The organism is Streptomyces sp. NPDC029169 (genome assembly GCF_055563935.1).
Genome location: NZ_JBVHXA010000005.1, coordinates 129,806 through 142,484, shown reverse-complemented (window position 1 = coordinate 142,484; position 12,679 = coordinate 129,806). Strand labels below are relative to the sequence as shown.

Annotated in this window: 5 protein-coding genes; 1 reads left to right on the top strand and 4 read right to left on the bottom strand. The window is 68.2% G+C overall.

The window, feature by feature from the left end; all coding sequences use genetic code 11:
• Window positions 1-27 precede the first annotated feature (27 nt).
• The 3 genes from ACZ4VI_RS11955 to ACZ4VI_RS11945 form a co-directional block, all read right to left on the bottom strand.
• The gene (locus tag ACZ4VI_RS11955) at window positions 28-696 is read right to left on the bottom strand and encodes an O-methyltransferase (protein WP_467999044.1); all 669 of its coding nucleotides are present in this window, start codon (window positions 694-696) and stop codon (window positions 28-30) included.
• A complete protein-coding gene (locus ACZ4VI_RS11950; protein WP_467999042.1) occupies window positions 693-1,781 on the bottom strand; it encodes a DUF2330 domain-containing protein in 1,089 nt (362 codons plus the stop codon). Before ACZ4VI_RS11950 ends, ACZ4VI_RS11955 begins: the two co-directional genes overlap by 4 nt.
• Before the next feature lie 136 nt (window positions 1,782-1,917).
• The gene (locus tag ACZ4VI_RS11945) at window positions 1,918-3,165 is read right to left on the bottom strand and encodes a cytochrome P450 (protein ID WP_467999040.1); all 1,248 of its coding nucleotides are present in this window, start codon (window positions 3,163-3,165) and stop codon (window positions 1,918-1,920) included.
• A 265-nt stretch (window positions 3,166-3,430) separates the two neighbouring features.
• Between ACZ4VI_RS11945 and ACZ4VI_RS11940 the strand changes: the two genes are divergently transcribed.
• The gene (locus tag ACZ4VI_RS11940; RefSeq protein WP_467999038.1) at window positions 3,431-4,609 is read left to right on the top strand and encodes a steroid 3-ketoacyl-CoA thiolase; all 1,179 of its coding nucleotides are present in this window, start codon (window positions 3,431-3,433) and stop codon (window positions 4,607-4,609) included.
• A 364-nt stretch (window positions 4,610-4,973) separates the two neighbouring features.
• Here the strand turns inward: ACZ4VI_RS11940 and ACZ4VI_RS11935 are convergent, their stop codons facing one another.
• A complete protein-coding gene (locus ACZ4VI_RS11935) occupies window positions 4,974-12,296 on the bottom strand; it encodes a polymorphic toxin-type HINT domain-containing protein (protein WP_467999036.1) in 7,323 nt (2,440 codons plus the stop codon).
• Window positions 12,297-12,679: the final 383 nt, after the last annotated feature.

Sequence of the window (12,679 nt, the reverse complement as noted above, 5' to 3'; positions counted from 1 at the left end):
TCTTGGGCGCGGACGCCTGCGTGCCCGCTACGCCACGACCCGGGCCAGCAGCATTCCGTCGTAGCCCTTCACGCCGACCGTCTGGAACGCGGTCGCGTCCAGGCGGGGCTCGCGCGAGACCAGTTCGAACATCGCGCGGGTGGCGGTGACCGTCGGGTCGTCCGTCTCGTCGTCGAGGACCGATCCGCCGCGCACGACGTTGTCGACGACGATGACCGTGCCGGGGCGGGAGAGCTTCAGGGCCCACCCCACGTAGTTCGGGTTGTTCACCTTGTCGGCGTCGATGAAGACGAAGTCGAACGGGCCGGCGCCCTCCGTCTCCAGCTGGGGCAGGGTGTCCAGGGCCGCGCCCGTCCGGACCTCGACGATCTTGTCGAGCCCGGCCCGGGCGATGTTCGCGCGGGCCACGTCCGCGTGGGTCGGGTTGTACTCGAGCGAGATCATCCGGCCCTCGGCGCCCAGCGCCCGGGCCATCCAGATCGTGCTGTAGCCGCCGAGCGTGCCGATCTCCAGGACCCTGCGGGCGCCCATCATGGTGACGAGCAGGTTGAGGAGCTTGCCCTGGTTCGGGGCCACGGCGATCTCCGGGAGTCCGGCGGCCGTGGAGTCGGCGAGCGTGGCGGCGAGCGCCTCGTCGGCCGGGGCGAGCAGGTCGGTGAAGTAGTGGTCGACAGCGGTCCATTGATCCTGTGTCATACGGCCGAACGTACCGCAGGCCGCTGCCGTCGGCGGTGGACCGCCACGACCGTCCAGGCCGCCGCGAGCAGCACGCCGGTGACCGTCAGGAGCCAGACCGGGATGCCGTCGCCGACCGTGAGCAGCCGGTCGTGGTAGACCACTTCGCGGTACGGGGTGTCGGCGGCCGCCGCTGTCAGCTCGTGGTCACCGTCGATCCGCGAGGGCTCGGGAAACTCCTGGTCCAGGGCGGTCAGATAGACCGGGCGGCCGCCCGTGAGCGCGGCCACCGCGCCCTCCGTCTCCTCGATCCCGCCCGCGAACGTCACCTCGGGCGCCTGCCCGCCGATGTCGTCGCGCGGCTCCATGCGGTGGTCGGCGAGGACGTACAGGCCGAGGGACTGCGGGGTCTGCGCCAGTCGGGAGAGCCGCATCGGGTAGATGAGCTTGTCGCTGGCGAAGCTGATCCGGAGCGGGGTGAGCTCGCCCCGGAGCGCCGCGCCCGTGGCGTCGGGCGCGAGGCGCACCGCGACGTACTCCCACTTCTGCTCGACGTAGGGCGTCAGTTCGGTCGCCAGGCGGTCGGAGAGCTCGAAGCCGTTCGTCTCCAGCCAGCCGCTCAGCGCTTTCGGGTCGGTGGCGGTCAGCCGCGCCACGTCGAAGGGGCCGAGCCGTTCGCGCCCGACGAGACCGACGTCCGAGCCCTTCCCGGGTGGGGTGGCCCCGGCGCTGTCCCCGTAGTCGAGGTCGAAGGGCCAGTCGCGGCCGCGCGGCCAGAAGTAGTGCCTCTTCTTGTGCTCCGGTTCGGTGAGCCGTCCGAGCTCGTCGAAGAGCTCCGGGTCGCCGAGCGTCACGTCCGCCCGGCTGGGTACGGGCATGATCCAGGCGGCCTTCTCGGCGTCCCCGCGCACGGTGAAGCGCATGACGATCTGTTCCGTACGGCCGTCCCAGCGCACGGCCGAGGTCTCCCGGTCGACGCCGATCCGGTGGTTCCGGTCGGGCACCATGGCCCCGCAGCCGCACGCGTACGCCGGTGCGATGAGCGAGCCGAGCTGGAGCGCGAGCAGCGCGACGAGCACGGCCAGAAGTCTCTGTGTCCCCCGCATGTACATGCCGCATCAGACGCGGTGGGGGAAGATCCGGTTCCGGCGGGCGACGGTCGACGGGAGGCGGGAGCCCCAGGCGTAGGGGGGATGAGCTCCCGCCTCCCGGTCTGTCAGGAGTGTCTGTCGTGAGCGTCCGTCAGGAGCCGACCCGGACCTGCAACTCCTTGATCCCGTTCAGCCAGGCCGCGCGTAGCCGGCGCGGTTCGCCCGCGAGCGTCAGGTCGGGCAGGACGTCCGCCAGGGCGTTGAAGATGAACTCGATCTCGTTGATGGCGAGCGACTTGCCGAGGCAGAAGTGCGGGCCTCCGCCGCCGAACCCCAGATGGGGGTTCGGGTCGCGTGTGATGTCGAAGGTCTCCGGGTTCTCGAAGACCTCCGGGTCGTTGTTGGCGGAGGAGTAGAAGAGTCCGATCCTGTCTCCCCCACGGATCTTCTGGCCGCCGATCTCGGTGTCCTGAGTGGCCGTCCGCTGGAAGGAGACCACGGGCGTCGCCCAGCGCACGATCTCCTCGGCCGCGGTCGCCGGGCGCTCCCGCTTGAAGAGCTCCCACTGGTCGGGGTGGGTGAGGAAGGCGTGCATGCCGTGGCTGATGGCGTTGCGGGTGGTCTCGTTTCCGGCCACCGCGAGCAGCAGCACGAAGAAGCCGAACTCGTCGGAGGAGAGGTTGCCCTGCCCCTCGGCGGCGACGAGCTGGGTCACGATGTCCTTGGCCGGGCACTCCTTGCGGGCGGCGGCCATGTTCATCGAGTAGCCGATGAGCTCCATGGCGGCCTCGGCGCCGATCTCCTCGGTGATGGCGTACTCGGGGTCGTCGTACCCGATCATCTTGTTGGACCAGTCGAAGATCCGGGCGCGGTCCTCCTGCGGTACGCCGATGAGTTCGGCGATCGCCTGGAGCGGCAGCTCGACGGCGACCTGGGTGACGAAGTCGAAGGAGCCGTCGCCCGCGGCGTTCCGCTTCGCCTCCTCGACGATCGCGCGGGCGCGCTCGCGCAGCGCCGTCTCCAGGTTCCGGATCGCGCGGGGGGTGAAGCCGCGCTGGACGATCTGGCGGACCCGGGTGTGCTCGGGCGGGTCCATGTTGAGCATGATCAGCCTCTGGACCTCGATCTGGTCCCTGGTGATGTGCTCGTTGAAGCGGATGACGGCCGTGTTCTCGGTCGAGGAGAACAGTTCCGGGTGCGTGGAGACGTACTTGACGTCCGCGTGCCGGGTGACGGCCCAGTAGCCCTCGTCGTCGAAGCCCGTGATGCCGCGGGGCTGGGGGCACCACCACACGGGTGCCGTCTGCCGCAGCTGAGCGAACTCGGGGAAGGGTATGCGGCTCTGGAGCAGATCGGGGTCGGTGGCGTCGAACCCTTCGGGGAGGTGAGGGCAGGGCATCGGCAACACACTCCAGCTTCTCTGACGGACCATCAGAAGGTGACGGCAAGGTAGTAACCGGTTCTACAAGTGGCAAGGGATGCGGCCGGAACTGTTGCGGGTAATCGGCGCGCGCGGGTGCGTGCACAACCCTTGCGTACCGGCGGTAGCAGTCATAAGACTGCAAGCAGAACTAGAACGCGTACTAGTTCCCCCGTACCGCCCCCGTACCGCCCCCGTCGCGGAGTGCCGGGACACCCCGCCCGGGCGAGGAGAGGACGAGCTCATGGCCGCGGAACCCGTCATCGTCGAAGCAGTACGCACCCCCATCGGCAAGCGCGGAGGCGCGCTCGCCAATCTCCACCCCGCCTACCTCCTGGGCGAGACCTACCGTGAACTCCTCGGCCGCACCGGCATCCCCGCCGACTGCGTCGAACAGATCGTCGGCGGCACCGTCACCCACGCCGGCGAGCAGTCCATGAACCCCGCGCGCAACGCCTGGCTCACGATGGGGCTTCCGTACGAGACGGCCGCCACCACCGTCGACTGCCAGTGCGGCTCCTCGCAGCAGGCGAGCCACATGGTGGCCAACATGATCGCGTCCGGGGTCATCGACATCGGCATCAGCTGCGGTGTGGAGGCCATGTCACGCGTACCTCTGGGCTCCGGCTCCAAGCATGGGCCCGGAAAGCCGTGGCCCGACGAGTGGAACGTCGACCTGCCCAACCAGTTCGAGGCCGCCGAGCGGATCGCCCGGCACCGCGGCCTCACCCGCGAACGGGTCGACTCCCTCGGTCTGCTCTCCCAGGAACGGGCCGCGATCGCCTGGTCCGAGGAACGCTTCAAGCGCGAGACTTTCGCCGTCCAGGTCCCGACCACCGAGGAGGAGCAGGCGGCGGGGCAGGGCATGTGGCGGCTCGTCGACCGCGACGAGGGGCTGCGCGACACGAGCATGGAGGCGCTGGCACGGCTCAAGCCGGTCATGCCGACCGCCGTCCACACGGCCGGGAACTCCTCCCAGATCTCCGACGGGGCGTGCGCGCTGATGTGGGCGTCCAAGCGGATGGCCCGTGCGCTCAAACTCAGGCCCCGCGCCCGGATCGTCGCCCAGGCCCTCGTCGGCGCCGACCCGCACTTCCACCTCGACGGCCCGATCGACGCGACGCGCGCGGTGCTCGGCAAGGCGGGGATGTCGCTCAAGGACATCGACCTCGTCGAGATCAACGAGGCGTTCGCGTCGGTGGTGCTGAGCTGGGCGCAGGAATTCGACGGGGACTTGGACGGGCTTGTGAAGGTCAACGTCAACGGCGGCGCCATCGCACTCGGCCACCCGGTGGGTGCGACGGGGGCGCGGCTGATCACGACGGCCCTGCACGAACTGGAGCGCACGGACAAGGAGTTCGCCCTCATCACGATGTGCGCGGGCGGGGCGCTGGCGACGGGGACGATCATCCAGCGGTTGTAGGAGCGGTACGGGGGAGTGGGGGAAGGGGTTCCGGACCGGCCCTTCTCGCGAAAGCGGCGCCTCTTCGTTTCCGAAGAGGCGCCGCCTGCGTCTCGGTACAGGAATGAACTAAAGCGTGTCGAGCTCTTCACCCGCAGAGTCCAGAATTGCGTATTCCCCGGGATACGGAACCCATACACCTATTCCGTTGGGCCAAGAAACAATCTCCAGCGAGGCCAGACTTTCAACGGGAGTTCGAAGATAGATCGACTGTCCATCAGTCAAGGCGAACGTCGTCCCTACCGGTTCGAAGCACACTTCAACGCTTTCCCCTTGAGCTGCCGTGAACTTCAAGTCCACACGCTGCTCCCCGGCCTCTGGTCGGCTATCTCCAAGCATCGATGATCTCCTGAGTCAGCACCACGCGCGCTGGAGCAGTTACTCCGCCCCTCCCAGCGAGGGCCGCACTTTGATAGAAGTCCTGCAACTTTTCCGCATCGCCCCTGCTTGCCAGTGACCGAAGTTCGGCAGGGGATCGCGTACCTATGAGATGGGTGGGATCTCCACTGCCCCATACTCGCCCACCGACCTCTTGCAGGGTTCCACCCTCAAGCTTCGGTACTCCAACCCTGCCACCTGGATCGGTTCGATCAGTAGCAGTTCCCTTCGAATCGACTTCAAACCGAGGGCCACAGTTGCTGTTGTGAACGAGTACCGGAGTGGCCCCCGCAAGCACATAGTACGTGTGGAGGTCCGCAACGGTGAGGTTGTGCACCGTTGCGTATTCGGTCCAGCGGTGGACCGCCGCGATGCGGACCTCGGTGCCGGAACCAGAGGAAAGCGTCTGGCCGGCGATCAGGTCCGTTGCTTCCAGCCACTCGCCGAGCTGCGGTACCCAGAACGGGTGGCCCTGGGTCGCGACGATCTGCTCGGTCTCGTTCCCGCGTTCCCCGTCCGTGTCGATGGTGACGCGGACCAGATGCTTCTCAGCGGTGTTCTTCAGTGGGACGACAACCGTCTTGACCTTGGTCTCGCCCGTTTCCGGGTCGGTGGCGAGGACCTTGTCACCCGCCTTGATGTCCTCGATGGGCTTGGTCGTGCCGTCGCCCATCAGCACCAGGGTGCCGGGGACGAAGCTGTTCACCTCGCAGACGGTGTCGGCTTTCTTGACCAGCTTGTAGGTGACCTTCAGGCCCTTCAGGGCCTTGAGGAAGGGCAGGTCGAGGGCCGCAGACCCGCAGTCGGACAAGTTGGGGCCGGTGGCGCAGCCCACCCACGCGTCGACGTCCGGGGCGACGATGCCCACCACGATCCCGGTGACGGCCTTCTGGAAGGGGGTCTGCTCCGAGCTGACCAGGCCCGAGCTCTCGGCCGTGGCACAGAAGCCACCCTCGAACTTCATGTACTCGCAGTGGTGCTGAGCCCACTTCTCGTACCGCTGATCCTCCGGGACCAGCGGGTAGCGGGCCATGAGCTCCTGGGCCGTCGGCTGGCGCGTGCCTTCGATGAAGGTGTTGCCGTTGGAGTCCTTGGTGACCGTGACGGTCGTGGTCGGCTGCTGGGGCTGGGTGGGCGACTGACCGTTACCGCTGCTGGTGTTGGGGTTGTAGAGGTAGTTGCCGTCCGTGTCGTAGCAGCCCTGGGTCGTGCAGCCCGGGCCGTGGTCCGGGCCCCATGCCGAGTTGTCGTCGTTCGCGCTGCAGCCGTCGCAGAAGAGACCCGAGGGGTCGGAGGAGCTGATCGGGCTGTTGTTGCTGTACGCGTACCCATTCATCTGGAGCGGGCTCGCGAAGTCGATGATCGGGTCGACCGAGATGAAGCGGCCCGTCGACTGGTCGTACTCACGTGCGCCCATATGGGTGAGGCCGGACGGGTCGTCGATGCCGACACCCAGGTAGCCGCGCTTGTTGGGCCAGGCGGTCTTGGTGCCGCGGACCTCGCCGTACGGCTTGAAGGCGCGTCGGCTGACCGCCTGGCCGGTGGCCATCGCGATCACGGTGTTCGACGTGCCGAGGTGGTCGCTGATCAGGACGTCCAGCTTGTGACCGGTGGTCGCGCCGTTGTCGGTGGAACGCAGGACCGTCGGGGCCCCGGGGTGACCGTAGGCCCGCGTGGCGCGGGTGATCTTGCCCGCGGCCGTGGTCAGCTCGGTCTCACCGAGGTAGAGGACGCTGCCCGACGGGGTGTTCTCCAGAAGGCGGTTGCCCGAGGCGTCGTACACGTACTTCGTGGTGACTCCGCCGTCCGTGATCGTGGCGAGCTTGTTCTCCCGGTTCCAGGTCAGCTGCTGCGTGGTGGCGGGCAGGTCACGGACCGTGGTGTTGCCGGCGGTGTCGTACTGGTACGAGCTGCCCTGGTCGGCGGCCGTGGAGTTCACGTACGCCAAGGCATGCGGCTGGATCTCGGTGGGCGGCTGGGTGCCGTTGCCGGGGACCTGGATTCCGTACCCGTAGGTGTTGGTGACGTCCTTCGTCGCGTCGGCCGGGTTGTGCACCGTGAGCGTGGTGCGGTTGCCGATGACGTCGAAGGTGTAGCTGTCCCAGTACCCGAGGGTGCCGCCGGACACGGTGCCCGTCACCGGGCCTGAGGCGGTCAGCGAGCTGGTGAGGGTGGCGTCCGGCGTCGTCGTGTCGCCGACGGTGTCCGGCGCGTCGGCGACGGGGCCACGGGTGGCCTTGCCGTCCGAGCGGTAGCCCCAGGACCAGCCGCCCGGGCTCTGGCAGGCGGCGCCGCCGCCCGGGCCGGCCACGACGTTCGAGGTCCAGGCGTGGACCAGCTCACCCATCGCGTCGTAGGTGTAGCACTGGTTGTCGTTCGTGGCGGCGCCGGTGGTCGGGTCGGACATCTTCTGCCCGATGGACGTGATCCGGCCGGCGTAGTCGTAGGAGTAACGGGTGTCGCTGATCTGGTTCTTCGCCGTCTCCCGGTGGACGACGGTGCGCTGGAGCTGCCCGGTGTTGTTCTGGAGGAAGTTGGTGGTCCACACCCGGTGGGGCTGCGGGCCGCTGACCGTACGCAGGGGCTCGCCGTAGGGCGAGTACGTGACGTCGGCCGTGTACCAGGTGTCGCCCGAGGTGGACTCGGGCAGACCGTCCTCGTTGTAGCGGGTGACGAGCTTCTCCGCCGCCAGGCCGCCCTTCGCGGGAAGGGTGGTCGTCAGCGGCTTGCCGGTCGGCGTGTAGGTGAAGGCGGAGGCATACGTGCCGGAGACACCGGCGGTCATGGTGTTGGCCGGGATCACCGTCTCGCGGCCGGTCGGCCGGTATCCGATGTCGTAGCCGGTGACCCGGTCGATGTAGTCGCCGCTCGCGTCGTGCCGCGTCGAGGAGACGGGCAGACCCAGAGCACCCGGCAGCGTGTCGTACGTGAACGACGTGACGGGGGAAGCCGTGGCGGAGCCCTCGCGGACCGCGGTGACGCGGCCCAGCTCGTCGTACGACGTGTGGGTGGAACCGCGGATGTCGTCGCTGACGGTGATCGCGCGGTCGGCGGCGTCGTAGGTGGTGTTCGTGGTGCCGGTGTCCGGGTCCGTGCTCGACACCACGCGCTTACGGGCGTCGAAGCTGCGGGTCCACACGTTGCCCGCGGGGTCGGTGACCTTGTACTGGTTGCCCCGCGCGTCGTACTCGTACGTCGTCGCACGCGACAGCGTCGAGCTGGTGTTGGTGTAGTGGAGGATCTTGACCACCCGGCCGAGCGCGTCCGTGAACGACTTCGTCGCGGGGTCGCTGACTCCGGCGGGGCGGTGGTACGTCGTGGTGTCGCCGTACGTCGTCGACGCGTTGTGCAGGAACGTCATGCCGTGGTACGTCGCCACGCGCACCTGTCGCTCGAGACCGTCGTAGAACGTCCTGCGAAGGCTGGGGACCAGGGTGTCCGACTGGCGCTTGAACAGCTTGGTGGCCGGCTCGCCCTTGGCCAGGTAGGGGCTCGTCTGCTCCCAGGCCAGACCGTGATCGTTGTAACGGGTGTCGGTGACGATACGGCCGGGGCCGTGGGCCTGCGACTGGGTCTGGACCGGGCGCATCAGGCCGTCGTAGATCGTGACCTGCTTGGCGTAGGTGCCATCGTCCTTGATGCTCTGCACCGTGACGGCCGAGGGCTTGGTCACCGAGGTGGACGCGTCCGCCAGCTGGTACGAGATCTGCACGTCGGGCGTCTGGGTACCGGTGGAGCGGGCCGGGGACCAGCCCTTGACCAGGCGACCGAAGGCGTCGTACTCGTTGCGCGCGGTCCGGCCGTTGGCGTCGCTGACGGTCAGGGCCTGGCCCCGGCCCGGGTCGAACGTCGAGGTGTTGGAGTGCCCCTTGGGATTGATGATCTTGATCGAGGTGACCGGGCCGCCCTCCGCGGGCGTGTACTGCGTCTCCGTGGTGCCGACCAGCGGCTTCGTCGCCTTCGTCGCACGGCCCAGGGCGTCGTACTGCATGGTGGTGACCACCGAGTGCGAGGTGCCCTCGCCGTTGGTCTCGTACAGGCTCGTGGCCATGCCCTTGACCGGGGCCGTGCCGTAGGCCAGGCCGTCGTACGCGGTGCGGGCGGCGCTGAGCAGCTGGGTGCCGGGATCGGCGGTCGCGTAGTCGGCGCAGGAAGTCGCGGTGGCGCGCACGGACTTGGTCAGGCCGATCAGGCCGGCCTCGGGGTTGTGCACGTACTCGGTCTTGGTGCAGTTCTGGTCGCTGAGCGTCTCACCGGTGCCGTTCGGCTTGACCACGGAGGTCTGCGCCTGGATCGGCAGACCGTATGTCGGGTCGACCTCGGTCTCGGTGCGCACCGCCTGCCAGCTCGCACCGACGGTCTGGATGGTGTCCGTCTGCCGCACGCCGACACGGTGCGCGAGCAGGTCGCCCGCACCTCCGTCGCGGGCGCGTGAGGCGGTCTCGACCGACCACGGCTTGCTGAGGGTTCGGCTGAGGACGCGGCCGCCCGCTCCGCTGTACGCGATGGTCTCCGCGACCTGCCCGGCGTACTGCGGCTGGTCGTCGTCGACGAGGGTGACCTTGCCGGTGGAGTCCTTGACGGCACCGCCCGCACCGCGGAAGTAGCGCGTGACGCCGTACGACTGGGTCTCCGGATCGGTGCTCTTGGCGCTCTTGGTCTCGTTGCCCTTGATCGTGGTCACCGTCTGGTAGCCACGCCATTCGCTGTACGTGCGCAGGTCGGGCTTGGTGAACTCGTCGTCGCTCTTGCCCCAGGCCGCGTCCGCGTACTTGTACTTGGTCACGACGCGGGCCGAGAGGGCGGTGATCCGGTCCGTCTCGATCACGGTGTCGACGACGTACTTGTTGAACCAGGCGAGCTGGGGAAGCTTCTCGTCACCGTCCGGGGACCAGCGCGTGGGATAGCACGTGCCGTGGTTGCTCTCGGGGGCCACGGCCGGCTGGACCTTGCAGCCGCCGCGGTAGATGACCTCGATGTCACCGCCGTGCTCGGTGGAGATCCCACCGATGCGCGGGCGCTTGAAGCCCGGACGGGCGTCGTTCGCGTCGCGCGGGACGAGGTTGGGCAGCTGCTGGTCCTTCAGATGCCGCAGCGGGTGGTTCGGTCCGACCACGTACTCCTTGAAGCTGACGCCCGACTTGGACATCAGGGTGCCGCTGGTGGCACCGGGGAGATATCCGTAGCGGGTGATCGAGTTCAGCCACAGGCCCGGAGAGGTGTCGTACCAGTCACGCGGGAAGGAGTGGTTGAGGACGTACGTGTCGACCTTCTGCAGCCCTGTGGTGCCGGGGCGGTGCGCGAACGTCTCGATCTTGCCGAGGCGCATGCGGTTCCAGAAGGACGGGAACTGGGGGCAGAGCTTCGACGTGGACTTGCAGTTGAGGTTGCCGGGAGAGTCCCACCAGTAGCGGTACGCGGCCGGGTCGGTCTTGTCGAAGTTCGCCGACTCGCAGACGGTGCCGCCTTCCAGGCAGCGCTGCGAGAGGTAGAAGTTGATCTTGGCGCTCGGGGTGCCGGCGAGATTGTCGTCGCGCAGGCCGTACTCGATGGAGTCGGGCAGGCCGCCGCGGGTGTACTTCTCGGGGGTCTCGGTCTTCTCGTTGACCGCGTAGTAGTTCGTCGACCGGTGCCAGTTGACGATCATTACGTTGCCGTGGACGTCGACGACCTTGTCGAGGCCCCACTGCCAGGCCTGCTGCTTACTGGTGCTGCTGTTGCAGCGCGAGTCCGCGAACGTGGACGCGTGGCAGGGCTCACCGGGATGGTTGCCGAAGACGGGGACGGTGAAGACGGACTCGGTGTCGGCGTGTCCGCCGCCGATCTGGTTCAGTCCGTAGTAGTACCTGGTGCCGTCACGCGTGGTGACCTCCCAGTGCTCGCCGTCGTTGTCGCCGTTGGTGGCGCCGGTCTTGAGCAGGACACGCGTTCCGTCGTCCTCCTTGGGGCGGTACTCGTTCGTCGCACCGACGCGGACCAGCTCTACGGTCTTGCCGCCGAGGGACATCACCGCGTTGTACGAGACCCAGCACAGGTCGGAAGTCTCGTTCGCCTTACCCGTGTTGTTGGGCGCCTGACCGCCGGCGCTCTTGGTGTCGTCCTTGCACGTGCGGTAACGGCGCTGGATGTTGCCGGGGTCGTAGTCCCAGCCCTCGCCGATCCAGGAGGCCTGCGGCGCGGATGCGGCGGTCTTGCCGTCCACGGACTGGGAGTTGTATCCGAGCGCGATCTTCGGCGCGGGACCGGCAGGGGTCGGCGGCACGTCGATCGGGTACGTCCAGCTGAAGCCGCCGGAGGAGCTCCCCGCCGCCCACTGGCCGTTGGAGATCAGCGGGGTGGCCTTGAAGGAGCCGCCCTCGCCCGCGCCGGAGTCGACGGCGCCGAGGACCGCGCGGTCGCCGCCGGTGGAGGCGGCCGTCGCGGCCGGCCTTACGTACGCGGCCTGCATGACACCCTCCGCGGAGGGGGCGAGGTTCGGGGCCACGGCGGGGGTGACGGTGCCGTCCGCCGCCGTGTCGACCGTCGCCGTGATCGACTTGGTCTTGGTGTCGTTGACCGTCTCCAGTTCCTCGTACGCCCGGCACGCCTCGACCTCGGGCGTTGTCAGGTAGCACTCGGGGAACTGCACGAAGCGGAGGCGGGAGGCCCAGTCGGCGCCGTAGAAGTTCTGGTACGCCTTGTAGTCCAGCTGGACGGCGACCGGAACGGAGCCGGTGACGGGCGCGGTCACCGTGAGCAGCGCGCCGTCGACGCCCTGCGTGAGCGGATCGGCGCGATCGGCGACCGCGACCTGCCAGGTGCCGGTGGGGGCGGTCGCGCCGGGCGCCTGCCCGAGCTTGACCGGCAGGTCCGCGGCGGGCTTGAGCTCGACGGGGGTCACGGGCACGGTACTTCCGGAAGTCGTGCTTCCGGAGAACGTGGCCGCGGTGGTCCTCTGACCGCTGTAGTACGTCGCCGGCTGGACCGGAGCACTGAAGTCGACAACCCCGGTGCCGGCCTTCGGCGGCGTGGCGGTGCCCGCCGGGGGTTCGCTCTGGGTGACGGGGGCCTCGGCGCCGATGCGCTCAAGGCCGGTGTTGTTCGCCTTCTCTGGGACGAACTGGCCCTTCTGGAGGCTCTCCAGGACCAGCGCATCGCGCGGTATCTCGTCCTTGGCCGGATCCGGTGGCTGCGCCAGAGCTGTGGCTGGGAGAAGCAGGGCGAGCAGAACGGCACCCGCCGGCAACCCGAAGGCGCGCAGGCGACGGTGAACGAACGGCAGGGATGGCACGGAGAAGTCCCCCCGGACTGCTGAAACGGAGCCCGGGCAGAGCTCACGTGATTCCCGATCGGAAAACAGCGTGATTGTGCGTAGCCATATGCCGGTAAAGCCAGCATAAACGGAATCAAGTGAAAAGGATCACAAGACGTAACCTGTCCATCACAGCCTGTTCTGGGGAGATTGCCGCAGCTGTACTGCTCCTGTATCAAATCGGGTCAAGTGTCGGAGATCAAGGGCACGTTGAGCGATATATGCCCCTGTTTGGGGGAGGCGGTCGATTCCCCGCCCGACCATGCCCCAGCCTTCCGTTCTCCCTCATCGGGGCAGCTCCGGCGCGTGACGACATCCGTCGCATGGGTCATGCTTCGCTCGCATTGTCGGGTTGGGGGGAA

Coding starts and splice junctions, on each gene's coding strand:
- ACZ4VI_RS11940 (WP_467999038.1), top strand. CDS start 3,431: ATGGCCGCGGAACCCGTCATCGTCGAAGCAGTACGCACCCCCATCGGC.
- ACZ4VI_RS11945 (WP_467999040.1), bottom strand. CDS start 3,165: ATGCCCTGCCCTCACCTCCCCGAAGGGTTCGACGCCACCGACCCCGAT.
- ACZ4VI_RS11955 (WP_467999044.1), bottom strand. CDS start 696: ATGACACAGGATCAATGGACCGCTGTCGACCACTACTTCACCGACCTG.
- ACZ4VI_RS11950 (WP_467999042.1), bottom strand. CDS start 1,781: ATGCGGGGGACACAGAGACTTCTGGCCGTGCTCGTCGCGCTGCTCGCG.